Below are 23,338 nucleotides of genomic sequence, written 5' to 3'. Positions count from 1 at the left end.
CTTTGGTCTTTGGTCTTTGGTCTTTGGTCTTTGGTCTTTGGTCTTTGGTCTTTGGTCTTTGGTCTTTGGTCTTTGGTGATTGAGATAAGATAAATTTCGTGCATAAAAAAGGGATATCAATGATATCCCTTAAAGTGTAAATACAATTAAAACAAGATACTGAGGTTCTAGGTTCTAGGTTCTAGGTTCTAGGTTCTAGGTCCTAGGTTCTAGTTCTGTGCTTTGGGTTGAGTTAACCAAGTGCTGAGTAAGCGCACGCCGTAACCTGTTGCCCCCGCAGGCACAACAGCGGTATCGGTGGCGGTTAAGGCATTGCCCGCGATATCGATATGTGCCCAAGGCTGTTCGCCCGCAAAGCGTTTTAAGAACATGGCCGCAGAGGAAGCACCCGCGCTGCCTTCTTTACCTGTGTTTGTGAGATCCGCGATAGTGGATTTAAGCTCATCCGCATAGGCTTGATCTAACGGTAAGCGCCAGACCTTTTCGCCAACCTGTTGACCTGCATAAGTTAGCTGCTGCACTAAAGGCTCTGAATCGGTAAACAAGCCTGCGTAAACATTGCCTAACGCACTCACTTTTGAGCCAGTCAGTGTCGCAACATCGATAATCACAGATGGCTTATAATTTTCTCTGGCATACCAGAGGCCATCAGCCAGCACTAGGCGACCTTCGGCGTCGGTGTTGAGCACTTCAACGGTGAGACCTTGGGCGGTTTTAATCACATCACCTGGGATCATTGCATGACCTGATACCATGTTCTCCGCCATTGGCATAATTGCTACTACGTTGACTGGCGCTTTTTGAATCGCCATGGCTTTAATAGTGCCAAGCACAGTGGCTGCACCCGCCATATCTGACTTCATCCGCGCGATTGAAGTACCTGTCGCCTTAATATTGTAACCACCCGAGTCGAAGGTGATGCCTTTACCGACCAGTGCGATTGGCGCGTCTTTGCTACCAGGCCAATGGGCGACCACTAACTTAGGTGGGCGCTCGCTGCCTTTACCTACAGCAGCTAAGGCGCCCAGTTGTAGACGTTCGATATCTTTGGCTTCTAATACTGTGACTTTAACGCCGAGGGATTTAAGTTTTCTGGCTTCGTTAGCAAAGCTGTCGGGATACATAATGTCTGCAGGTGCGTTTGTCAGATCGCGCGCTAAAAACACACCCGCTTCAACCGCTTGCAGATTTTTATGGTGTTTTTGGTTGCGACTTAAATCATCGACAGCGATTTGGTAATTCTTCTCGGCACGGGGGCTCGCTTTGAACTGAGTATAACGATAACTGCGTAGTTCAATTCCGTGGGCAAGCTCAGAGGCAAATAGCGGCGCGGCAGTTAAGCCTTGGGTGAGTACACGCACTGTGGCTTGGGGAACCGTATCGAGTTTGGCCGCAACATTGCCGCCGATGGTATTAATGTCGCCGGGCGTTAAGTTTTTTGCATCGCCAATGCCGACCAGTAAGACCCGTTTAGCATCAATTTCGCTGGGTACCAAAATCTCGAGGATTTCTCCCCGTTTGCCGGAAAAAATATTATCCGCCGTTGCTAGGTTTAATTGATCTTGGGTCGACTGAGGTAAAAAGTCGATCCCATAGGTAGTGGAGTCAGCACTTTGGAATAGCACTAATGTATCTGAATTCAGTGAGCTACGAGTGTCAAAACTAAAACTTTCGGCGTTAGCATTGAGAGAGTTAAGGCACGCCAGAGCCATAACGCTTAACATCAATTTATTATTATTTTTCATGGTGACAGCTCATATCATGGAAGTGTGAGAAGAATATCAAAGCTCAGCCTTAGGGTTAACTAATTTACGCTATTTTGCTGATATTAGTATTAAATCCAAGGCCCAAAGCGTGTCAATGATCGATCAAGGGCAAAACCCAATTGTTGCGATAAAGATTGAGCACTACTTTTAAGGGCCGAGGTGCCTAAAAGCTGTGGCGATTGGCTCGCAAAAATCACCCAATTACCGCCACCAGTGAGACAAGCATTCACATGGGCAAAGTGCTGTTGTAAGTCGGCTAACAACTCGCGGTTTTGGCTATGTTCTTTCCAGCAGTTCAGTACTAAATAACCGTTGGGTTTGATGAGGTTAGTGCACTGCTCAAGGAATATTGGCGAAAGCTGCCCTGTTTCAACGCCTTTGGCTGTATAAATATCGGCAAAAATTACATCCACTTTTTTATGATCGCCAGCAGCTAAAAAAGCAATTGCATCATCATTGATAAGATTGAGCTTTTTACCTATCGGCAGCTGAAAATAGCGCTTAGCTAACTCAATCACCGCGGGGCGTAATTCCACCGCTGTTAACTTTATTGCCGCGTCAAAATTGCGCAGTGAGTGAATAATTGAGCCGCCGCCTAAACCTAAAACAATAGCGCTCTTGGGCTTACAAAACAGTAAAACCAACAACATGGCTTGCACATAAGTGTGCTGGGGAATATGGGGCGCCGCCTTGAGGATCTTACTCTGCTCATCGTTATCCCCAAAGGACAAGATCCGTGAGTCGTCATAATCGATTACGCGAATCGGGCCTAGTGCGTCTTGGGTTTCATGTAAGAGGGTCGAATCGGCCATATTGGATTAATTACTCGGTTTAGCTGTTTGGCTTATTTGCACGGGCTATAACTGCTCGCGCAAAAAAGTTAGAATTCAGACAGTTTTAGTTAATTGAGCCGCTATTATGACAAATCAAATCCTGCTTGCCTGTATTTATCTTGCAGTGTTTATCTTTTTACAGCGCGCCTTAACCCATTGGGTTAGAAAACTCGCGCAAATGAAGCAAGTGAGTGTTGCACGGACCAGTTTAGTGACCCGTTTTATTTCCTATGTGATGTTTTTTATTACTCTGTCATTGATGGCGGTCTCGCTTGGACTAGGCTATCAGGATGTGTCGCTATTTGTGTCATCCGCCTTTGCAGTAATGGGCGTAGCATTGGTTGCTCAATGGTCGATATTGAGTAATTTAACCGCTGGCGTGCTGATCTTTTTCGTGTTTCCTTACCGTATCGGCGAGCGCATTCGGGTGGTCGATAAGGATGAAGATATTAGCGGCGTGATCATCGAAATCGCGTTATTCCATGTGCTGATTCATCGCGATAACGGCGATACCATCACTTATCCTAATAACCTCATGCTGCAAAAGGCAGTGTTAAAGCTGGCCGATCAAACCCCCTTAGCCGAACGTCAGGCGTTACTCGAAGGCAAAAAGAAGTTTGATCCTGAGTAGTTTGGATAGTTGCGCAGCGCTATATTGATTATCAAACTGTGCTGAGCGTTCGTGGGCGTGTCTGAGTCGTTTGGCAGGCTTATAGGGTCTATTAACCAATCGCGGCGTACGATGAGATGAATGAAATAGCTCTTGCCGTTCTAGCCATTCAACTCAGACTTAACCGATAGCGCTTGAGTACAAGATTATCAATAACCCAATACAGGCCAGATAGGGATAACAACAAGGTCAGTATCCCCAGCAGCCAGCTAAAGGGGTTGTTAAAAGTACCTTGATTGAGGTAATCCATAAAGTGCAATTTAAACATCAAGTCGGCGATGTCTGTGTGGTCATTTTTATGGCCAACTAATTCGCCATTAACTGTATTGATATAAATTCGCGTCGACAGGTCATCATCCATATCTATTTGCCAAAGTGAATTGCACTGGGTTGGCCACTCGCTAATGGGGGCTGATATTTGCTTAACTTGGGTAATTTTCCCTGGCCCGGTATAACTTTCAAGCGCCAGTTGTTGCGCGCTTTGTTTATTAATGAGTAAGGTATTTCCCGTATATGCATCAATCAAGGTTTGCTGCTGGCACTGGTGTGCATAGCGCTGCACCTTTGCATCGAGTACATAAACGGGCTTACCCGCGAGCGCCATTAATGTCAGGCTTTCTACCTGAGTATGCTTAGCCAGTAAGGGAGCGATATCCACGAGCTTTTGTGGATCAAACTCTTGCTTTTGCGGTGCAGGACTATGGCTAAGCTGGTACTCCATTCCCTTGAGTTCATCATGGGGCGTTAAATTGAAATAGACCCCAGTAACAAGCCAAAGTAGCAGTTGAATGCTTACTATGGCACCGAGCCAATAGTGGGCGATTTTGACCCAGCGTTTGAAGTGTTTACTTTGGAGCTTAGGTTTAAGTTTCGGCATCATTTCAGATACTTCCTTCTGCGCTGCCAAAGTAAGACGAAGCCAGCTAATACAGCCACAATAGAGATTAGAGCCGTGCTCAGCAGCAGAAGATTGTCGATGGCTTCACCCTCGTCGTAATCCATAATGTGCCATTTCCAAAAGAGATCGAATAAACGCCAATAGTCATGTCTGCGCGTGACTAACTCACCCGTTGTCGCTGACAGATAAAGGCTTGTGGCTGCACTATCGTTAAAATCCATTCTCCAAACTGGTAGGTATTGCGGCGCTAGTTCAGCTGGGGCGATATCGGTGAGCAGAGTTGCACTAACAAGCTTAGCCTCTAAGGGTAAAGATCCGTTATGCTGATAGTTTGAAGCTATCATTCGGGCTTGTTTCTCCGTTATCGAAGGCAATAATTCACCCGAATCTGCGTCCACTAGAATGGACTTATCGTTCAGTTTAATCCGGTAATAGAGAGTATCAGTGATTGAGGTTAACGCGATTGCTTGAGCCTTAGGGAAACGCGCATAAACCGCTGCGATTGGGTACTGGATCTGGCTGGGATCGATATGCTGGATGTCTTGAACTTTAATATGATCGCCACGGATAAACCCAAGATCCATTAATACAAAATAGCTGCCGGTGACTGACCAGATCCCAATCGGCAGTACCAGCAATAGCATCAACCATCGGTGCAGAAAGTGCGCCGATGAGACTCGTTTTAGTGTGTTAACCCGCTTCAAGTTGATGACTCACCTTTTATTTTATTAACTAATTTAGCCTGCTTGCTTAAGGGGATTACCCCTTAAGCCCAAAGCACTACAGAGCCCATTTCATTCCGACATAGTAACGACGTCCCATTAGGTCGTACGTCATAGTGTTGGTATTACCGTCGGTATAGCTTTGATGATATGGAGCTGGTTTATCGAACAGGTTATCGATACCTGCCGTTAAGGCTATATTGCTGTCCATTTGATAATGAACCTGTGCGTTATGGTAAGTGACCGCATCAACGGCGTCACCTATATCTCCGGCATTGGCATATTGATCATCCGCCGCGCCGATATATTGAATGTTGTAGCTAAAGCGCCAATTGTCATTCGTGATATCAAAATAGAGGTTTGAGCGCCATTTGGTGTAGCTACCATCATAACCAATGGTGCCAGCTCGTGATTCAACGGGGGCGCCAGCGTAGGTTTGTAGATCGTATTGATCTAAATAGCTCAGCTCCCAAGTCGTATTAGTCACAACGCTGCCCATCTCTTTTGGGTAAAACATCGCCATATCAACACCTGAAACCACTTCGTTGGCGGCGTTGCCCAGTTGTGTTTGTAAATAGGTGATGTTGCCTGTCATCGCGTCTCGCACAAAGTGCTCGTCGCTACAGAAAGGATGCGTCATCCCTTTACTGTCGTAACAGGCGGCTAATTTGCTCGAACCATTGACTGAGTTAATGGCGTTATTAATCTCTATTTTGTAGTAATCGAGCGTGATATTGAGCCCTTCAATAAATCCCAGATCCCAAACAATACCGGCAGTAAAGGTATTGGCCTCTTCTGGTTCTAGCTCGGCATTGCCACCACGGTCGGTTAAAATTGTGCCTTCTTGCTTATAATTCGTTGGCACGTTTGATGCCATACAATTAGCATATCGATTCGAGCTTGGGTCGAGCTTAGCCCACTCGCTACAAGGATCTGTGGTATTCATGGAACCTTGATCAATACCACCAAATAACTCAGGAATATTCGGTACTCTGAATGCCGTGGATTGTGTGGCTCGCAGTGTCACTGCGTCATTGACGACCCACAGTAGCCCCATTTTATAATTGGTATCGCCACCGAAGGTATCAAAATAGGAATATCGCAGCGCCGCAGTTAATTCGACCGACTTAGCAAAGGGCAGACCGCTTAACATAGGTAACAAGGTTTCAAGATAAATTTCGTCGGCAGTGTAACGACCATCAATCGGATCTTGTTGGGCAGTGTTTGCTTCACCACTGATTTTAAGTGGGTCAGGATCATTCCATCCTTTCTCGTTTCTGTGCTCTAGTCCTACAGCAAAACTCATCATGCCTGCGGGTAACTGCCATAGATCGCCCGTGATATTCGTTGTGAGACTAAACTGCTCATTACCGCCGCTATCACGCATATTAAACAGAAAATAGTCCAGCATTGCTGGTGTGAGTGAGCCTGCTCCCCAAAAGTCTGCGCAAGGTACATTAGGATCAAGATTACAATTGCTATAGTCTGTCGCGTCGGCAAGACGAACCTTATTAATGACATTGGTCACTTCATAGGAACCACGATTACTGCCGAAGTTAACGGCAGCATCCCATTGCCAACCGTTGTCTAAATCACCTCTAAAACCCGTCACTAAGCGCCAAGTATCCGCTTGAATATTAAATTGTCGGGGAGCTTCTGCCAGTCTGCGACTCTGGAGAAGGAAGTCTGCATCGGTCGGATTTGATTCATGCCAAGCAGGGATCACGATACCTGACACCGATTGCGGAGTAGCGGGTAATTGTGAGCTACGGTGAGTGTACATAGCCTCAGCAAACACTTGGCTGCTCGCCGTTAAGTCATATTCACCGTAGGCAAACAGATTGACTCGCTCGTTAGGTTGAACCGCATTAAAATACTGATAAGTATTATCCTTATGGCTACTGGTGTAAGGGGCACTTCCTGTTGGCAATAGCATTAATTCATTGCCGATTTGATTGCCATTTGCATCAATGAAATGGCCTCTGCCTCCCGGCAGCGCCGAGCTACCGCCACACACTAGCTCACCATTCACTTCCTCAAGCGGACAAGGTGCGCGACTCAGCATATCGACGGCTTGGGTTTTATCGTAACTCATCGCCACATATGCACTGCCACGCTCACCTATATGACCGAGGGCAAGGTCGAGCTTGTACTGTTCACCATCATTTTGCTCGGTTATGCCCGTTCTCGCTTGAAATTCAACCCCTTCGATTTGTTGCCGAGTGATGATATTGACCACGCCAGCAACCGCATCTGCACCATAAATGGCGGATGCACCATCTTTTAATACCTCGATTCGTTCAACCACGCTAATGGGAATAGTATTAAGATCCACGGAGGAGTTTGCCCCTGTGCCACTGTTCACCATACGTCGACCATTGAGCAGTACGAGTGTGCGATTTACCCCTAATCCGCGCAGGTTAACTTGGGTTGAACCATAGCCCCCCTCAGTCCAATAGGCATTCGTTTGATTACCCGCAAACCCCGCAGAAGCCGTCATTCTTTGCAGCAATACTTCAACTGAGGTGGCACCGGTTTTCTCGATATCTTGCGCGGTAAAAACGGTCATCGGCGCTGTGGAAGCCATCTCTTCCCTTTGAATTCGGCTCCCTGTAATGGCAATCCTTTCGATAGCAGTGGGAGTCGATAATTGAGGTTTAATTGCAGATGCTGGAAACATTGCTTCAGTTTCGGCTTCGGCTGCTATCCCTGAAAAAGTGGCCATACTTGTTAGGGATATTGCAATTGAAGTCATTACTGCAGAGCGGGACATAATAAGCCTATGAAAGGTTTGTTTAAATAATGAGATGTTTTATAAAGGATTAAGCTGATATCTCAATAAAAACTCAACGACCTGCGACACTGTGTCACACCCCTAATACGCGGTTTATAATAAAGTGCTGATATAATCGACACTTTTGATATGGAAAAATAAAATTACGCTTGTTTCTGCTTATTTCCACTATCTCTATATTTCCACTAAGTGATAAATCACCAATGACTAAGGGTTTGGAAGTTCAACCATGTGGGCCCGCTGCATAGTTTTTTGTTTTACAGATATGATGATTCGGCATTGCATAAATTGGAGGATGAGAGCATGCAAGCGGAAGTACAGAACAAGTTTGAAGGCTATTCTGCGCATATAGCGCCCTTGCTATTGCGGATTCGAATTTTGATTTTTTCGATTGCCGAAGTGCAGGATTTAGGTGCGGTGGAAGAGAGCTTAAAATGGGAGCACAGTGAGATTTGACTGGAAGCCTAAATATCCCGAACAATATTACCTATTCTTTAATTGTAAAACTCAGCTGGTTGATACATTTCGAGAGCTCTATTCAGACATACTGCAGTTTGAAGGGAATCGAGCCATAGTGTTGAATATCCATGATCCCTTGCCAGAATCCGCAATTTCCCAATGTATTGAATTATCTTTGAATGCAAAAGTATCAAATATCTACCTTTACTAGGCGCTTAGTTTAATTAAATAAAAAGATGATGAATCACTAAAACTATAATGTTAGTTTTAGTGATTCACTTGATTCGAACAATTCTGAACTTAGATCATTAGGTGTATTTTAGATAATTACTGAACGCTATTTTAACGAGGCGATAAAGGCTTCAGACTTTTGGCGGTAGGATTCTTCAAATGCAATGATAGCAGCGATGATACCAGAGCCCAAAAGCACTTGTAGAGAGGGGATAAGAGTAGCTATGCCCACTGTTGACCAAAAGTTAAGGCTAAATCCACGTGTCATCCAAAACTGACTCGCTAGGCCAATTAATGAAAGCACGACGGCTAATAACGAAACAACGGTTGTTACTCGGGTAATCATTAATAGTAATGCTAAGTTTTTTGAGGATAAATTTTTATAGGGTTTCATTTTTTTACTCTTTCCTTAAGTATTTAATATTTTGTATGTTTAATTTATAAACTAGTGCAGTATTCTTTGAAAAAAAGCTACCGCTTGCAGGTACATTTGCAGTGCGAGTGCGGGATCATAGCGTTCGCCTTCATCACGCATAAAGGCGTGTTGGGCGTTGACTTCAAGCCAAGTGAAGTTACGGTTGAGCGCCATTAATTGCTGGTGAATTAGAATTCGACCTTCCGCGGATACATGGGGATCTTGCTTGCCGAACACTAATACTAATTCCCCCTGAATATCACCGCTGCGGCTCAATGAGTCATTGCCGTAAGCGCAGGGTAGGGTGTTGGAATGAATGTCGGTTGGATAGAGGCAAAATGCACCTAAAATAGCGGGATTGAGTGCGGCGCGGTAGGCTAAGTGGCCGCCGATACACACGCCCATAGAGCCAACTTTGCCATTGCAGTAAGTTTGTTGAGTGGCAAAGTCGATCAGTGCTTGGGTATCGCTATCGTGGTGTTCTAGGGGTTTGGCAAATTTATCGGCGTTACCTTTATCTTTACCTGATTCATCATAGGCCAGCACTGTGCCTAAAGGATTCAGTTCATGGAACACTTCGGGTACTAACACCACAAAACCGTGGCCAGCAAGAATAGTGGCGGTGCGGGCGATGGGCGCAGTTTGCTGAAATATCTCGGAATAAAAGATGATACTTGGGAATATTCCCTGTGCTTCTGGGCGATAGATATAGGTGCGCATTAGCCCTGAAGGTGTGGAGATATCCTGAATTTCCTGAGTCACTAACATATTTATATTCCTCTATGAGGCTTCAAACGTTGAAGCCTCACTTTAGCAGTCAGGATTTTATCTGTCAGTTAAAACAATTCGTTACCTGAGAGTTCACCGGCACATAGTGCTTTTATATTACTCAAGGTCGTTTTGGCAATGGCGCCTAGTGCTTCTTCGGTGAGGAAGGCTTGGTGACCCGTGAAAATCACGTTATGGCAGGCTGATAAACGACGGAATACATCGTCTTGAATAATTTCATTCGATTTGTCTTCGAAGAACAGGCCCTTTTCGTTTTCGTATACATCGAGCCCAAGTGAGCCGATTTGCCCCAGTTTTAATGCTTCCATTGCGTCGAAAGCATTGAGTAAACCACCGCGGCTGGTGTTGATCACCATGACACCGGGTTTCATCTTGGCGAAGCTGGCTTGGTTGAGTAAATGACGGTTATCTGCGGTCAACGGGCAATGCAAGCTGATGATATCGCTGTTGGCATAAATAGAGTTGAGATCTTGATATTCAACATTCAGCGCGATGACAGCCGGATTGATAAAGGGATCGAAGGCAATGACTTTACAGCCAAAACCGAGTAATACCTTGATGGTTGCTACGCCGATTTTACCTGTACCAATCACGCCGACGGTTTTGCCGAACATGTTAAAGCCGACTAAGCCTTCGAGGGAGAAGTTGGCATCGCGGGTGCGTTGGTAAGCTTTGTGGATTTTTCGATTCAGTGTCAACATCAGTGCGACTGTATGTTCGGCCACGGATTCAGGAGAATAAGCTGGTACGTTAACGACTTGCATGCCTAAGCGTTTAGCGGCAACTAAATCGACGTTGTTAAATCCAGCGCAGCGCATGGCGATAATTTTTGTGCCACCCTTAGCGAGTTCGACCAGAACTTCTTCACAGAGTGAATCGTTGACGAAGGCGCAGACAATTTCAAAACCTTCGGCAAGCTTCACTGTTTGCATGCAGAGGCGATAATCGAAGTACTCAATTTGTGCACTAAACGCAGCATTTGTGCGGTTAAAGTGCTGCATGTCGTAATGTTTCGCGCTAAAAAATCCAATTCTCATTTCAGTCACCTAACGGGTTTGCTGATGTAATTATCTGGCAAAGAGTGTAAGTGAGTTAGGGCTTTTTGTCCTTAGCCTTAGAAAATTCCCCTTTAAAAGAGTGAGCTTTATCATCAATTGGGAATAAAAAAGCGAGCCCCTGACGGCTCGCTTATTGATTGACTGCTTTTACTTGAAGTGTTCAAGCTAGAGCTCTCATATTGAAAGTCGTACTATATGAGCTGAGGGCTAGTCCTTTAACCCTCCGTTATTGCATTTTACTTTTTGTCTTTAGCGTATTTAGCTGCAGATGCACCCGCGATACGGCCATAAGTAACGATATCGGAGATAGCATTACCACCTAAGCGGTTAGCACCGTGAACGCCACCTGTGACTTCACCTGCTGCATATAAACCATCAATAGGTTTGCCTGTTTTTTCACTCTTCACTTCGGCTTTAGTATCGATCACAACACCACCCATAGTGTGGTGAACTGCTGGCGCGATTTCGAGAGCGTAGAAAGGTGCAACAACTAATTCACGTGGTAAATCAGGACGTTCAAATTGAGCATCTTTACCTGATTTAACAAAGCCATTATAAGCTTTCACTGTTTTAGCGAGTTCGGCCGCTGGAATATCTAACTGTTTAGCCAGATCTTCAATTGTTTTGCCTTCTTTAACAATGTTAAGGTGCACATAGCCTTCGATGGCTTTTAAGCTCTTACGGATAGAGTCATCGAATACCAAATAAGCACTTTCGCCTTTTTGTTGCAGAATCGCGGCAGACGCTTTGTCACGGGTGGTGATTTCGTTCATAAAGCGGTTACCTTCACGGTTAACCACGATCGCACCGTTACCACGTACCGCTTCGGTGATCATTACACCACCAGCAGGTGAATAAGTTGGGTGAGCTTGAATAAACTCTAAGTCACGAGTTGCCGCGCCAGCTTGTTGTGCCACATCTAAGCCATCACCTGTAGCACCTGGGTGGTTAGTTGCTTTAAAGCCTTTCAGTTTTGGATCGTACTTAGCGACACGGTCATTATTTTTAGCAAAACCACCCGCCGCGATGACGACAGCATCGGCTTTAACTACGTAGTAACCTGTGTATTCACCCTTCACTAATACGCCGGTAATTTTACCGCTTGCATCTTCAAGAATACGCACGACACGGCTGTTTAAGCGAATGTCAGCACCACGTTTCACCGCGTTGTCCCATAGAACTTGTGCTACGTGTGCACCCACACCAGCACCACCTGTTGGACGGTGGCTACGGTTAACACTTGCGCCACCCATACGACCTACGTCAGTCATATCGGCACCCATAGAGGTTAACCAATCGATAGAGTCAGATGAGTTGTTGGCTAAGGTTTTGACCAGTTCAGGATCGTTAATATTGCGACCACCTTTCATGGTGTCGTCGATCATGATTTGTTTCTTGTCTGCGATACCTAGTTTAGCCTGTGGCTTAGTTTCAGCAGCGTTCATTCCGCCAGCAGCAAGTTTAGTGTTTCCGCCTGGGATAGGTTCTTTTTCAAACAGGATAACTTTAGCGCCTGCATCACGGGCTGAAACGGCTGCTGCAAGACCTGCACCACCTGAACCAATGATCACGACATCAGTGGTTTCTTTTACGCCAGCGGCAATGGCTTTATCTTGAGCTGCTTTGTCTGCATCAACAGGCACAAACTTACGTTCCCACTTGCCGCCGTAAGGCATATCGAAGCCGAAGCTGTGACAAGCATCGCAATAGGTGACTGATTTTTCATGACCTTTATGGCAGCTAGTACAAGCAATTTCGCCAATTAGGTGAGATTTATGGGGTGATACTTTATCTTTAGGTGCAGCGGCGGCCAGTTCTTTTAAATCACCGTGGCAGCTAACACACTGAGCATTTTCATGGGTAAGGTTGTCGTTGGTGACGCCACCTTTGTCTGATACGTGGCAGCTGTCGCAGCTACCCATTTCACCATGAAAATCGGCTAGCACTTCTGGTGCTGCATAGGCAGTACCTGCCATAGCGCCAGAGATCAGCATGGCTAGTGCTGTTTTTTGAATCTTTCTTGTGAACATGATAGTTCCTCCGCCGTACATTCATCTACTTAATAAGGGTTATTCATCGTGGCGTGATATTTATTTTTTACGCAGCTCACGCACTGTTAGAGCATTCTCCATTTGCAAATTTAGCACTATCTAAAGAGGTATATGTGTGTTCAGATCACATAACCTTTGTTACAGCGAAAATAACATATTTAAAATGTGCAATCGGATGGGAAATATTAATGAAGTTGAGACTAATCACTGCTTCAATACGGTATAACATGCGTGAGTTAACATATTGAATGGATTGATTTTAACATTGTAAAATAAAAATGGCATAAATTATGGCTTTGGTGGTGTGTTTTATCTATTTGTATTTTATAGATATTATAATTTAATCTTGTATATTGAGGAGATGGCTTATTTATTTTTATATATTCTATAAATAATGTTATTTCAAAAGCCTTTATTGTATAAAATTATATTATCATTTTAATTAAATGTTACGCAATTGATTCTTAAGGGGTTGTAATGCACAAACAAGGCATATCTGAAAAACGTTTTTGGTTTCAACGTTTGAGTAAAACCAGTTTAAGATCATTACATATTTTAGGGATCGTTGGTGTTGGTGGTGGCATTTTATTAGATGTAAATAAAGTGCAATGGTTGAGTTATTGGTATCTCGCGATGACGACGGGCAGCATATTAATGTTATGGGAAATCGTAAGGGATTGGCGCTGGCTGATCCAGCTTAAGGGAGTGTTAACTTTAGTAAAAATAGGCTTGCTTGGCCTGTTTGTGCCGCTGGCTCATTACAAACCTGAGCTGTTAATCGTGATACTTTTTTTGTCAGTGATCGTGTCCCATGGTCCTGCAGGGCTCAGGCATTATTCTATTGTGCATCGTCGGCAAATTGACTCGAAAAAAGAAATTAAGGGCTAATTGATATGTCTGTAACCCATACGTCAACTTTAACGCCTGCCGTGTTAATCACAGAGTTCGCTTGGCCTAATCCATCTGTGTCTAACTTAGACTTGAGTTGCTTCGATGGACTTAAGGTGCTCGATCTCGCTTGCGGTTCTGGGCGTAATGGTTTGTGGTTTTTAGCGCGAGGGGCTGAAGTGACGTTTATCGATCGAGATTTGTCCGCCATGTCACACATTGATCAGGCTAATGCTTACAAATTACAAAGGGATTTAGAAGCTGAGGCAGGACCATTATTGCCGGTAGAAGAGTACGATATTGTCTTAGTATTTAATTATCTGCATCGCCCATTACTGCCACAAATTGCTAAGGCGGTTAAGAGCACAGGCCTTATCGTCTATGAAACCTTTACAACGCAACAGGCGCAGATAGGTCGGCCACGCAACCCAGATTTCTTACTTACTGAAAATGAACTCAAATCAGTGTTTGCTAACTGGCAATCTTTACATTACTTTGAAGGTCGATTATGTGATCCGCAGTCCACTCAAAGCAGTTATAAAGCCCAGTTGATTGCGCGAAAACCTACAACGTAAATTTATTGATTGAGACTCAGAGGTCGTAGGATGTTTCCCTATCCAGAGCAATATCGCATTGCAACGCCGCCGTTGACGACCGCCTTTATGGTGGCGTGGGCTTTATTCAGTCACAGCTTATTTTCCGATGCAAACCCTGTCGCACTCTATCCGCTGTTAGCGCTATTTCCCTTGGTGATTGGATTACATTTATATTTGATTTTGTTAGCAAAAGGAATGGGGCGACTCGATCAGTGTTTCTATGCCTTAGTGCATATCCCATTGGCATTTGTGGTGTGGACATTCACTATTATGCACGTGAATGGTAACGCTTTTTCTTAAATTCGCCTGACGTTTTAGAGGAAATAACAAAAAAAAGCGCCCTGATAATCAGAGCGCTTTTTTTGATTTTGTATTGCTAACAATTAGGCCGTGGTGTTGATGTTGTGGCCTGCATTGCCTACGGGTTTTGGCGCCGCAGCTGCAATTAAATCTACCGCGATTTTACCTTCGGCTTTTTGCTGCTCTTTTGCTAACTGAGCAACCTTAACGCCAATTGCACCATTTTCTAGATTCGGTGCGATAGCTTGGGTATTCAGTGAAATTGACATAACTAACCTCGATTGTAAGCTGGATCCCTTTATCGGCAAACCCACGGTTAACTTTAGTCGTTACACATGAATTTGCCAATCTGCAATTATTTTGCCTTGGCCGTTAACAGTTTGCGGCCGATGACAATTATTGCTGTAACGCCTAGTGAGCCTAAAATCAATCCAAGTGCCAGGCTCACATTTTGCAGTGCTGTTGGGTCAATAACCAGTGCGATACCCATACCCAACATCATCACGCCTGACATAAGTTTCAGGGTTTGGCCTTCTTTTTCGGTCAACTTACGTTTGCCTAAGGTCGCACTGAAAACGATAACAATAATAGCCAGCGGGATCACATATACAATATTGTATAAAACCAGATACATATAGCGTTCAATGTCTGGCAGATTGTGCATAGATAGCACACTGGTGTAGATCATTGGGAAGCCTGCAGTGCAAAGTAATTCATAGGCGTTGGCAAGGATAGCTAATACGGTAGAACCTATGAGTAACGCGCCTAAGTTACTGGAATTGGATAGTTTCCCCATGCGTTTTATCAGACTCGTACGATTTTCTGCCGACATTGATAGTGTCACTTCTCCCTTAGTAAAGAAGTAATCTTTGATATTGATGGCTCCTGCGATCAAAGCTAAACAACCCGCCGCTAAAATGATCATACCGCCATCACTGCCTGCCCCCAGCAGTTGGAAGATGTTTAGCCATGCCGTCATAAACAGGAAATATATAAAGCCGGAGAAGAATACGAAAATCCCGCCGACGAGTAACATGCGGCTGCGACTCTTGGCATTAACCATTATCGACAGTAAAAATAGCAACACAAAGAAGGCGCAAGGGTTAAAAGCATCGACACCTGCGAGCACTAAGGTGAGTAACGGCAGAGACATAGTCTCAGGTGTCACTACTCCCACTAAAGGTAATTCAACGGGTTGAACTTCTGGCTCTGCAACGGGCTCGCTTAAGCTGGTGGCATCACAGGTGCCTTCGCCAGTATCTGTGCCACAAGTGCCAAAGAGCGGTGCATCTGTTTGAGCGCTTGTGGTTGTGCTGGTGGCTCCTTTGGTGGGGAGGTCAGCGTCGCTCAGTTTACCGCCAAGGGATAAATAACAATTCTTCAGTCGATTGACTAAAAATTCACCCGTTACCGCTTCACTTGAATATCCCACAATGGCCTTTTCACAACTTGCCATATAGGGTACTGAGCGTGCTTCAGTACTGGTTTGGGAGGCGATCTTTTGCCAAATATCCTGCACGCCGGGATCTGACACCCTATGGGATTCGAGTTCTATCCAAGGGTATTTTTGCGGTAATGAATCAATGAAGGGATGGGCCTCTGCACAGTGCGGACAGGTTTTTGACCAAAAGAAATACAGCTTAATTTTGAGTTCACCCTGAGCATTCACATAATGCCACGTTCGATCCGCTGAGCTTGAGGGTGTTGTCTCGGCCCAGCTCGGGATAGAAAAGGCAAAGAGGAATAATAGCGAGCAAAACAGAGATAATTTCGATAGATATTTTGTCATAGCGCCTCCCACAGAGAGTGGGTTTAAGTATCGTCAAACGGTTCGATTATCTCTTACTCTACTTAAATCAATCATTTTGATTAAATTAGATATTAAGAAGTGTTAGTTAACTCGCGAATAATAATTTTTTGGGAACTGAAACCAGTTTATCTCCCTGTGAAATGGTGTGATGCACACTCACTCTCTGCTTGAGTCGTTATTGGCTAATAAAGAATAAAGCACCCGAGGGTGCTCTATTTCTGACGTTATCAACAGGTGTCGATGATGGGTTATGGTTAGCCTAACGTTACACCATTTACGCTAAGTTTCACGTCGATATTATTGCGCGTGGCGTTCGAGTACGGACAAACTTGATGTGCATGACGCACCAGGGCTTCTGCGGCTTCTTGCGGTAAATCTAAGCTGACTTCTAAGGTAACCGCTAATGCAAAACCACCGGCGTCATTGGCACCAATCCCAACAACTGCACTGACTGGCGCTTCGGTAATATCCACTTTGCCGATTTTTGCGACGTGCAGAATGGCGTTTGAGAAACAGGCGGCATAACCTGCGGCAAACAGTTGTTCAGGATTCGTGGCGAGACCGCTACCGCCCATGGCTTTTGGATAGGCTAAAGCGACATCCAGTAAACCATCATCAGTGCTGACTTGACCTTGACGACCCGCTTTTGCTGTGGCACGTGTTTCATAAAGTGTTTTCATAGTATTAGACCTTTTAAGATTAAGGATTAAGTAAATTGATTTAAATTTCGCACAATTCAATTGTGATAAACTATAATTCGATCTTTGGTGTGAATGCAAGTATATTGTGCGCAATATATTTAATTTGTCGGATCTTCCTATGGCAACGCTTCAACCCAACACCCGTTTTAATACTGGCGATATGGCCGAAAATACCAGCACAGAGAATGCCTTATGTCTTGAGAATCAAGTGTGCTTCTCACTTTATAGTGCTGCAAATGCTATGGTGCGTGCCTATCGGCCTTTGTTGGACAAATTAGATCTAACCTATCCGCAGTACTTAGTCATGCTAGTGCTATGGGAAGAGCAGGGGATTAGTGTCAAAACCTTAGGCGATAAACTTTTCCTCGATTCAGGCACGTTAACGCCATTGCTGAAGCGGCTAGAATCTAAAGGATTAGTGACTCGTGGTCGTAGCGAGCAGGATGAACGCGTGAGAGTGCTGGCCTTAACGCCTGCAGGATTTTCCCTCAAAACACAGGCAAGTGAAATTCCCCATTTGATGCGTTGCAAAGTCGGCGGCGAGGCGAGCGAACTAAAAGCCTTAAAGACTATGTGCGATCAAGCACTTAAGCAATTACATGCCAGTATTGATTAAACACTTATCGTCAAGATTTGATCTAAGATTAACTTATTGACATATTAACGCTTATTAGCGGTTCGACTGAGTGTAATGGGTTGTATGCTTGAGGCTCAGCGGGTCAGTCGTCTATTGAAGGTTAGCGAGAGTAAGTTATGGCCTGTTTCGATGTAGCCATTATTGGCGGTGGGATCAGCGGTGTCGGCATTGCCCAATATGCTGCAGCAGCGGGCTATTCCACCTTGCTGATTGAAAAGGGCGAAATTGGCGGCCAAACCTCAGCGAATTCCAGCAAGCTTATCCACGGTGGTTTACGCTATTTAGAAACCGGACAAATTAATTTAGTCCGCAAATCATTGCTTGAAAGGCGACATTTACTCAATCTTGCGCCATCACTTGTTAAAGCTGTGCCCTTTTATATTCCCGTGTACGACAACAGTCAGCGCAGTCCTTGGACCATTCGCGCTGGACTGAGTATGTATGCACTGCTGAGTGAATTTGATCCTTTAGGCCAATTTGTGTCAGTACCTGCTGTGCATTGGCATCGTTTCAAGGGATTAAAACTCTCTGGATTAAAAGCCGTATTTCAGTATTGGGATGCGCAGACCGACGATAAATTGCTCACTCAAGCGGTGGCGCGCAGCGCGCAGGCACTGGGTGCTGAAGTCTATGCCGAGGCTGAATTTCTTGAGTTGGAACACAAGCGCGAGACCTGTGAGCTGAGTTTTAGCCACAGGGGCGAGGCCCATAGTGCCGAGGCGCGTCTAGTTATCAATGCCGCTGGTCCTTGGGTGAATGAGGTGTTGAGTAAAGTGTTGCCCCCACTTGCGGGTGTTGAACTCGATTGGGTGCAAGGCGCCCATGTGTTACTGGATATTCCTGCGCCCGATGGCATCTTGTACTTAGAGTCATGCTTCGATAAACGGGTAATATTTGTGATGCCTTGGTATGGTCAAACCTTAGTCGGCACCACAGAAACTGAATTAACCTCTTTAGATAAGCCGCCCCAAGCGACCGAGTCTGAAATTAATTATCTGCTTGGTATTTATAAGCATTACTTCCCGCTAACGCCGGAGATTGATGAGCTTAAGGCTTTAATTACCCAAACCTTCTGCGGTATTCGGGTTTTACCTAAGCAAAATAGCCAAGCCTTTGAGCGACCGCGGGATACCTTGATGAAAACATCAATTTCCCATCCGCGAATACTCAGTTTATATGGCGGTAAGTTAACGACGTTTCGCAGTACCTCAGCCGAAGTGCTTGAATGGATTGAAAAGGCCATAGGTAAGCGGCAGTCTATTGCTGATGTTGATAAACTCACCCTATCTTGAGTGCGCCGTGAATTATGCACTTGATGCTGATTTGAATATGCTTCAAGGTGATTTTTACCTGTAAAACCGCTACAGTGTGGCGCTTTTTTACTGATATCTAGGATCTGCCGTGAATGCTGCTATTGTAAATACCGCCAAGCAATGTGGTTATTTTAACCAAGGTCAGTGCCTTTCTTGCCGGCATATACAACAACCTATGGTGCAGCAAGTGGCGGTTAAGACTCAAATTTTACAGCAACTACTCGCGCCTTTTATCCCAGCTAATTTGCCCGATATTTTTCAGCCGCCGGTAATTGGCGAGGACAGCGGCTTTCGTAATAAAGCTAAAATGGTGGCCTTAGGCGCCGCCCATGCGCCTGTGTTGGGGATTGTGGGCCCAAGTGGCGAGGCGGTAGATCTTTGCGACTGCCTTTTATATCCATCTGATATGCAAGATTTATTACATCGCTTAACACGCTTTGTGCAGCAGGCTGGACTTCCTCCTTATCGGGTAGATAGAGCCAAGGGTGAACTTAAATTTATTCTGCTGACCCGCAGCCAAGTGCGTGGTGAATATCTACTGCGGTTTGTACTGCGGTCCACCAATAGTATCGAACGTATCGAACGTGAATTACCTGCATTATTAGCTGAATATCCGCAAATAAAAGTGGTGTCAGTCAATATCCAACCGGTTCATATGGCAATACTTGAGGGGGATGAAGAGATTTTCTTAACTGAGAATACTAGGCTTGAAGAACGTTTTAATCATGTGCCTTTGTTCATTCGGCCTAAAAGCTTTTTCCAAACTAATCCACACGTTGCGGCTCAGTTATATCAAACGGCCCGTGAATGGGTTGCCGAGTTTTCACCTCATTCGTTATGGGATCTCTTCTGTGGTGTAGGCGGTTTCGGACTGCACTGCGCATCCAATGACATTACACTCACAGGGATTGAAATTGAAGCTGAAGCGATTGCCTGCGCGCAAATGTCTGCGCAGATGATGGGGCTCGAAAACGTGCAATTTATGGCGCTCGATTCCACCGACTTTGCTAAGGGTAAAAGCGCTGCCGATAAGCCGGATTTGATCATAGTTAATCCGCCGAGGCGCGGTATTGGCGAGGCGCTATGTCAGTCTTTAAGCGAGTTTGCCCCTAAGGCCATTCTCTATTCAAGCTGTAATCCGCAAACCTTAGCGAAAGATCTCGAACATATTCAAGGCTATCACTTAACCAAAGTGCAGCTATTTGATTTATTCCCCCACACGGATCACTTCGAAGTACTAGTCATGTTGGTGAAGGATTAATTTTTTAGCTCATCAATTTATCACTAAGCATTTGTGTTCACTCGCTTTACGACTCTTGAAGTCCGCTCAAACAATCATAAGGACTCTACCATGTGGAGTCTTTGCAATACTTTTATCTGTGCTGCTCGCGTGAAACTTCATCAAAGTGTCTTTTTAGTGGCATAATCTTCAGCACTTTATGCATTGATGGTCGGCGATTTATGCTACAGATTTTCCTACGCTTTTTTACTTTGGGCTTGATGAGTTTTGGCGGACCTGCGGCGCACATTGGTTATTTTCGCCAGACCTTCGTAAATGAACTCGGTTGGCTCGATGATAAGCGTTACGCCAGTCTGGTTACCTTAAGCCAATTTATGCCGGGGCCAGGGTCGAGCCAAGTGGGTTTTGCCATTGGTTATCAAAGAGGTGGGCTTGTTGGCGCGCTTGCTGCTTTTGCCGGTTTTACACTACCTTCCTTTATTTTGATGTACTTACTGGCGGTAACAACGTCGGCATGGCTCGCCAATCATTATGTTCAAGGGATGATTTATGGGCTTAAATTAATGGCCGTCGTTGTGGTTGCCGATGCCGTTCTCGCCATGTTTAAACAGTTCTGCCAACGCAAATCCGCACGCCTATTAATGTTAGTCAGTGCCGCGGCAATTTTGATTGCGCCATCGATGTGGACGCAAATCCTGCTGTTACTCGGCGCTGCGACTATCGGTATATATAAATTGAGTGCGACGCAAGATGACACAGTACCGCTGGCACAGATTCGATTGAATTACTTCTATTTGTTGCTCTTTTTCGTGTTGCTCATCGGCAGTTTTTTTATCGTGGATTTAGGCTCTGAAGCTTGGATCTTCGGTGAGTTTTATCGCGTAGGGAGCTTAGTATTTGGTGGTGGTCATGTTGTGCTACCTCTGCTAGAAACTGCGGTGGGTGATACCATAGGTGGCGATCGTTTTCTGACAGGTTATGCCTTTGCCCAAGCAGTGCCAGGACCTATGTTTACCTTTGCGACCTTTTTAGGCGCTGAAGTGATGTTAGATAAGCCCTTCATGGGAGCTTGCATCGCAACCGCAGCCATTTTCTTACCCGGTTTTTTACTCATGCTGGTGGGGTTGAAAAGTTGGCATGCGATTGCCGCAAGACCAAAAATTGCTGGCGCGATAGCGGGAGTGAATGCTTGTGTTGTTGGCTTACTTGCCGCAGCACTTTATCAACCCGTGTTTTCTCAGGCGGTATTCTCAGGTAAAGATATGGCCTTGGTATTGCTCGGTTTTGGTGCATTAAAGTTATTTAAACCACCCATGCTACAACTGGTATTAGGCTTTAGTGTATGTGGTGTGCTGCTTAATATGCTTTGAACTGAGTCGTTATTAATCGAATGTTTATTGAGCAAGATTAAGATTTTGTTACTTTAAGCGCATAGAAATACAACAATCTTAGCTATACTCCGAAGATACAAGTTGTAATCCTTTGGAGCATTCAAGTATGTCTAAGTTGAGTTTGCGCAATAAATTATTATTGCTATCGCTATTTCCTTTGATCCTCGCATTATTGGTGTTGATGTCGGTTTCTTATTATGTCGAGCAAAATGCGCTTGCCGATGAGGTGGTTACCTTTAGATCTAAGCTCGTCGGTGAACGTAAACAACAAATTAAAGAAGCTACCGAAATTGCCGCTGGTATAGTGAATTACCAATTATCGTTAAAAGAACAAGGGAATGTGAATCAAGCGCTAAGAGACATACGTTTTGGCAGTGCGGGTTACTTCTTCATGTATGATTCTCAAGGGAAAAATATTTTCCATGCCCTCATACCGAGTTTAGAAGGGCAAAATAAAATGGATATGACAGATCCTCGCGGCACTAAAATTATCGTCGGTCTGCTCGATGCTGCTAAACGTGGCGATGGTAGTTTTTCCTATTACTATCAAAAACCTAATACTAATGAACAGATTGAAAAAATCAGTTACGCCATGATGATCCCTGGTACTGACTGGATGTTAGGTACTGGGGCATATATCGATGATATTGAAGCTGTTGTTGAAGATTATCGCGAGACAGTGACTGAGCAAATGGCAGAAAAATCCTTCGCGATTTTGCTGATAGCGCTTTTCCTTACGGGTATTACTGGCTTTATCATTATGATTGCCGCCCACCGTATGGTCGTGCCAATCAAGAATATGGCCGATAACTTAAATGATATTGCTAAGGGCGAAGGGGATTTAACCAAGCGACTTACCGTAAAAGGTGAAGACGAAATTGCCCAACTTGGGCGCTCCTTTAACCTCTTTGTCGATAAACTTCAGCATATTATCGGCGATGTTGCGACTGCGACGGCAAAAGTAAAAACGGCAGCCAATGCGATTCATGATCAAACTAAAGTCATGTCGAGCCAGTTGGTGAGTCATAACAATGAAACCGATCAGGTGGTGACTGCAATCACTGAGATGTCCTCCACTGCGAACGAAGTGGCTAAGAATACCACTCAAGTAGCCGAAGCGACTCACGCTGCTACTGGTGATGTGGCAAATGCTCAGCGCTGTGTTGATGCTTCGCTTGAGGAGATTGCGTCTTTAATGTCGCAAATCAACAATGCGGCAGGCAGTATAAAATCACTCAGCGAGCAATCACAGAAGATCAACAGCGTGCTTTCTGTCATTGGCGGTATTGCCGAGCAAACTAATCTATTGGCATTGAACGCCGCCATCGAAGCGGCCCGTGCTGGTGAACAGGGTCGTGGATTTGCTGTGGTCGCCGACGAGGTGCGTAATTTAGCCAGTCGAACTCAAGCCAGCACGTTAGAAATCAACGAGATGTTATCGGCACTGCATAAGCTAGTGACCCAAGCCGTGAAAGCCATGGAAGAGAGTCAGCAAAGCTGTGTACGTTCGGTGGATTCTTCTCGCACGATTTCCGATAGTTTAGGTTCAGTCACTTCAGCGGTAACGGCGATTAATGATATGAGTACCCAAATTGCGGCCGCGGCGACAGAGCAAAGCTCAGTAACCGAAGAAATTAACCGTAACGTGTATGCCATCCAAGAGATTGTAAACGAGCTGCTTCATTCCAGCGAAGATGCCGCTAGGATCAGTATGACAGTCTCGGAAGAAGGCATTAACTTGGGCAAGTTAGTGGGCCAGTTTAAGATTTAATTGCA

Annotated in this window: 21 protein-coding genes and 1 pseudogene; 10 read left to right on the top strand and 12 right to left on the bottom strand. The window is 45.0% G+C overall.

Translation table 11 applies throughout. The features are described 5' to 3' along the window. Positions 1-209 precede the first annotated feature (209 nt). Positions 210-1,745, bottom strand: coding sequence for a leucyl aminopeptidase (locus GWI56_RS19780; protein ID WP_198573862.1), 1,536 nt, complete (start codon positions 1,743-1,745; stop codon positions 210-212). Positions 1,746-1,834: 89 nt separating this feature from the next. Continuing rightward, complete coding sequence (locus GWI56_RS19775; RefSeq protein ID WP_113939824.1) at positions 1,835-2,578, bottom strand: spermidine synthase; 744 nt, start codon at positions 2,576-2,578, stop codon at positions 1,835-1,837. Between the two features lie 106 nt (positions 2,579-2,684). On the opposite strand from GWI56_RS19775, the gene GWI56_RS19770 reads away from it, so the two are divergent. Next, positions 2,685-3,230 (top strand): mechanosensitive ion channel family protein, encoded by a 546-nt coding sequence (locus GWI56_RS19770; protein ID WP_106651494.1) that lies wholly within the window; start codon positions 2,685-2,687, stop codon positions 3,228-3,230. A 148-nt stretch (positions 3,231-3,378) separates the two neighbouring features. Here GWI56_RS19770 and GWI56_RS19765 read toward each other — a convergent pair whose 3' ends face one another. The 3 genes from GWI56_RS19765 to GWI56_RS19755 form a co-directional block, all read right to left on the bottom strand. Beyond that, on the bottom strand, positions 3,379-4,149 hold the full coding sequence (locus GWI56_RS19765; RefSeq protein ID WP_198573861.1) for a PepSY domain-containing protein: 771 nt from the start codon (positions 4,147-4,149) through the stop codon (positions 3,379-3,381). Next, on the bottom strand, positions 4,146-4,811 hold the full coding sequence (locus tag GWI56_RS19760) for a peptidase (RefSeq protein WP_198573863.1): 666 nt from the start codon (positions 4,809-4,811) through the stop codon (positions 4,146-4,148). Before GWI56_RS19760 ends, GWI56_RS19765 begins: the two co-directional genes overlap by 4 nt. A gap of 136 nt (positions 4,812-4,947) precedes the next feature. Next, positions 4,948-7,662, bottom strand: a complete 2,715-nt coding sequence (locus GWI56_RS19755) for a TonB-dependent receptor (protein WP_198573860.1) — start codon at positions 7,660-7,662, stop codon at positions 4,948-4,950. Between the two features lie 324 nt (positions 7,663-7,986). Between GWI56_RS19755 and GWI56_RS19750 the strand changes: the two are divergent. After that, positions 7,987-8,361: pseudogene (locus GWI56_RS19750) on the top strand (DUF1801 domain-containing protein). Between the two features lie 118 nt (positions 8,362-8,479). On the opposite strand, the gene GWI56_RS19745 reads toward GWI56_RS19750, so the two are convergent. The 4 genes from GWI56_RS19745 to fccA form a co-directional block, all read right to left on the bottom strand. Further along, a complete protein-coding gene (locus GWI56_RS19745; protein WP_173246570.1) occupies positions 8,480-8,767 on the bottom strand; it encodes a hypothetical protein in 288 nt (95 codons plus the stop codon). A 51-nt stretch (positions 8,768-8,818) separates the two neighbouring features. Next, the gene (locus GWI56_RS19740; RefSeq protein WP_198573859.1) at positions 8,819-9,556 is read right to left on the bottom strand and encodes a dienelactone hydrolase family protein; all 738 of its coding nucleotides are present in this window, start codon (positions 9,554-9,556) and stop codon (positions 8,819-8,821) included. 68 nt (positions 9,557-9,624) lie between these two features. Then, the gene (locus GWI56_RS19735) at positions 9,625-10,614 is read right to left on the bottom strand and encodes a 2-hydroxyacid dehydrogenase (RefSeq protein ID WP_198573858.1); all 990 of its coding nucleotides are present in this window, start codon (positions 10,612-10,614) and stop codon (positions 9,625-9,627) included. Between the two features lie 257 nt (positions 10,615-10,871). After that, entirely contained in the window at positions 10,872-12,665 is a 1,794-nt protein-coding gene (gene fccA / locus GWI56_RS19730; protein ID WP_198573857.1) for a fumarate reductase flavoprotein subunit FccA, read from the bottom strand. A 498-nt stretch (positions 12,666-13,163) separates the two neighbouring features. Here fccA and GWI56_RS19725 point away from each other — a divergent pair, with 498 nt between their 5' ends. The 3 genes from GWI56_RS19725 to GWI56_RS19715 are packed head-to-tail and all read left to right on the top strand — an operon-like array spanning position 13,164 to position 14,470. Next, positions 13,164-13,574: a hypothetical protein gene (locus GWI56_RS19725; RefSeq protein ID WP_198573856.1), complete on the top strand. Its 411-nt coding sequence runs from the start codon at positions 13,164-13,166 to the stop codon at positions 13,572-13,574. A 5-nt stretch (positions 13,575-13,579) separates the two neighbouring features. After that, positions 13,580-14,149: a methyltransferase domain-containing protein gene (locus tag GWI56_RS19720; RefSeq protein ID WP_198573855.1), complete on the top strand. Its 570-nt coding sequence runs from the start codon at positions 13,580-13,582 to the stop codon at positions 14,147-14,149. Positions 14,150-14,179: 30 nt separating this feature from the next. Continuing rightward, a complete protein-coding gene (locus tag GWI56_RS19715; RefSeq protein WP_105250069.1) occupies positions 14,180-14,470 on the top strand; it encodes a hypothetical protein in 291 nt (96 codons plus the stop codon). An 83-nt stretch (positions 14,471-14,553) separates the two neighbouring features. Here GWI56_RS19715 and GWI56_RS19710 read toward each other — a convergent pair whose 3' ends face one another. The 3 genes from GWI56_RS19710 to GWI56_RS19700 all read right to left on the bottom strand — a co-directional run bounded on the left by GWI56_RS19710 (position 14,554) and on the right by GWI56_RS19700 (position 16,960). Further along, positions 14,554-14,739, bottom strand: a complete 186-nt coding sequence (locus GWI56_RS19710; protein WP_028759392.1) for a hypothetical protein — start codon at positions 14,737-14,739, stop codon at positions 14,554-14,556. Between the two features lie 86 nt (positions 14,740-14,825). Then, entirely contained in the window at positions 14,826-16,259 is a 1,434-nt protein-coding gene (locus tag GWI56_RS19705) for a cytochrome C biosynthesis protein (protein ID WP_198573854.1), read from the bottom strand. A 275-nt stretch (positions 16,260-16,534) separates the two neighbouring features. Next, positions 16,535-16,960, bottom strand: a complete 426-nt coding sequence (locus GWI56_RS19700) for an organic hydroperoxide resistance protein (protein ID WP_198573853.1) — start codon at positions 16,958-16,960, stop codon at positions 16,535-16,537. A 139-nt stretch (positions 16,961-17,099) separates the two neighbouring features. On the opposite strand from GWI56_RS19700, the gene ohrR reads away from it, so the two are divergent. From ohrR to GWI56_RS19675, 5 genes are all read left to right on the top strand, one after another. Further along, the gene (gene ohrR, locus GWI56_RS19695) at positions 17,100-17,597 is read left to right on the top strand and encodes a hydroperoxide resistance transcriptional regulator OhrR (protein WP_198573852.1); all 498 of its coding nucleotides are present in this window, start codon (positions 17,100-17,102) and stop codon (positions 17,595-17,597) included. Between the two features lie 137 nt (positions 17,598-17,734). Beyond that, positions 17,735-18,910 (top strand): FAD-dependent oxidoreductase, encoded by a 1,176-nt coding sequence (locus GWI56_RS19690; RefSeq protein ID WP_198573851.1) that lies wholly within the window; start codon positions 17,735-17,737, stop codon positions 18,908-18,910. A 109-nt stretch (positions 18,911-19,019) separates the two neighbouring features. Further along, positions 19,020-20,192 (top strand): 23S rRNA (uracil(747)-C(5))-methyltransferase RlmC, encoded by a 1,173-nt coding sequence (gene rlmC / locus GWI56_RS19685; protein WP_168824897.1) that lies wholly within the window; start codon positions 19,020-19,022, stop codon positions 20,190-20,192. Positions 20,193-20,392: 200 nt separating this feature from the next. Then, the gene (chrA, locus tag GWI56_RS19680; RefSeq protein ID WP_198573850.1) at positions 20,393-21,541 is read left to right on the top strand and encodes a chromate efflux transporter; all 1,149 of its coding nucleotides are present in this window, start codon (positions 20,393-20,395) and stop codon (positions 21,539-21,541) included. Between the two features lie 127 nt (positions 21,542-21,668). Then, on the top strand, positions 21,669-23,333 hold the full coding sequence (locus GWI56_RS19675) for a methyl-accepting chemotaxis protein (RefSeq protein WP_113939838.1): 1,665 nt from the start codon (positions 21,669-21,671) through the stop codon (positions 23,331-23,333). Positions 23,334-23,338 lie beyond the last annotated feature (5 nt).

Source organism: Shewanella sp. DW31 (assembly GCF_015767295.1).
GTDB lineage: Bacteria > Pseudomonadota > Gammaproteobacteria > Enterobacterales > Shewanellaceae > Shewanella > Shewanella oncorhynchi.
This window is presented reverse-complemented; position numbering and strand designations above follow the sequence as displayed.

What these genes read in the sequence shown, in the direction of transcription:
- GWI56_RS19780 (WP_198573862.1), bottom strand. Translation starts at nt 1,745, where the DNA reads ATGAAAAATAATAATAAATTGATGTTAAGCGTTATGGCTCTGGCGTGC.
- GWI56_RS19775 (WP_113939824.1), bottom strand. Translation starts at nt 2,578, where the DNA reads ATGGCCGATTCGACCCTCTTACATGAAACCCAAGACGCACTAGGCCCG.
- GWI56_RS19770 (WP_106651494.1), top strand. Translation starts at nt 2,685, where the DNA reads ATGACAAATCAAATCCTGCTTGCCTGTATTTATCTTGCAGTGTTTATC.
- GWI56_RS19765 (WP_198573861.1), bottom strand. Translation starts at nt 4,149, where the DNA reads ATGATGCCGAAACTTAAACCTAAGCTCCAAAGTAAACACTTCAAACGC.
- GWI56_RS19760 (WP_198573863.1), bottom strand. Translation starts at nt 4,811, where the DNA reads ATGCTATTGCTGGTACTGCCGATTGGGATCTGGTCAGTCACCGGCAGC.
- GWI56_RS19755 (WP_198573860.1), bottom strand. Translation starts at nt 7,662, where the DNA reads ATGTCCCGCTCTGCAGTAATGACTTCAATTGCAATATCCCTAACAAGT.
- GWI56_RS19745 (WP_173246570.1), bottom strand. Translation starts at nt 8,767, where the DNA reads ATGAAACCCTATAAAAATTTATCCTCAAAAAACTTAGCATTACTATTA.
- GWI56_RS19740 (WP_198573859.1), bottom strand. Translation starts at nt 9,556, where the DNA reads ATGTTAGTGACTCAGGAAATTCAGGATATCTCCACACCTTCAGGGCTA.
- GWI56_RS19735 (WP_198573858.1), bottom strand. Translation starts at nt 10,614, where the DNA reads ATGAGAATTGGATTTTTTAGCGCGAAACATTACGACATGCAGCACTTT.
- fccA (WP_198573857.1), bottom strand. Translation starts at nt 12,665, where the DNA reads ATGTTCACAAGAAAGATTCAAAAAACAGCACTAGCCATGCTGATCTCT.
- GWI56_RS19725 (WP_198573856.1), top strand. Translation starts at nt 13,164, where the DNA reads ATGCACAAACAAGGCATATCTGAAAAACGTTTTTGGTTTCAACGTTTG.
- GWI56_RS19720 (WP_198573855.1), top strand. Translation starts at nt 13,580, where the DNA reads ATGTCTGTAACCCATACGTCAACTTTAACGCCTGCCGTGTTAATCACA.
- GWI56_RS19715 (WP_105250069.1), top strand. Translation starts at nt 14,180, where the DNA reads ATGTTTCCCTATCCAGAGCAATATCGCATTGCAACGCCGCCGTTGACG.
- GWI56_RS19710 (WP_028759392.1), bottom strand. Translation starts at nt 14,739, where the DNA reads ATGTCAATTTCACTGAATACCCAAGCTATCGCACCGAATCTAGAAAAT.
- GWI56_RS19705 (WP_198573854.1), bottom strand. Translation starts at nt 16,259, where the DNA reads ATGACAAAATATCTATCGAAATTATCTCTGTTTTGCTCGCTATTATTC.
- GWI56_RS19700 (WP_198573853.1), bottom strand. Translation starts at nt 16,960, where the DNA reads ATGAAAACACTTTATGAAACACGTGCCACAGCAAAAGCGGGTCGTCAA.
- ohrR (WP_198573852.1), top strand. Translation starts at nt 17,100, where the DNA reads ATGGCAACGCTTCAACCCAACACCCGTTTTAATACTGGCGATATGGCC.
- GWI56_RS19690 (WP_198573851.1), top strand. Translation starts at nt 17,735, where the DNA reads ATGGCCTGTTTCGATGTAGCCATTATTGGCGGTGGGATCAGCGGTGTC.
- chrA (WP_198573850.1), top strand. Translation starts at nt 20,393, where the DNA reads ATGCTACAGATTTTCCTACGCTTTTTTACTTTGGGCTTGATGAGTTTT.
- GWI56_RS19675 (WP_113939838.1), top strand. Translation starts at nt 21,669, where the DNA reads ATGTCTAAGTTGAGTTTGCGCAATAAATTATTATTGCTATCGCTATTT.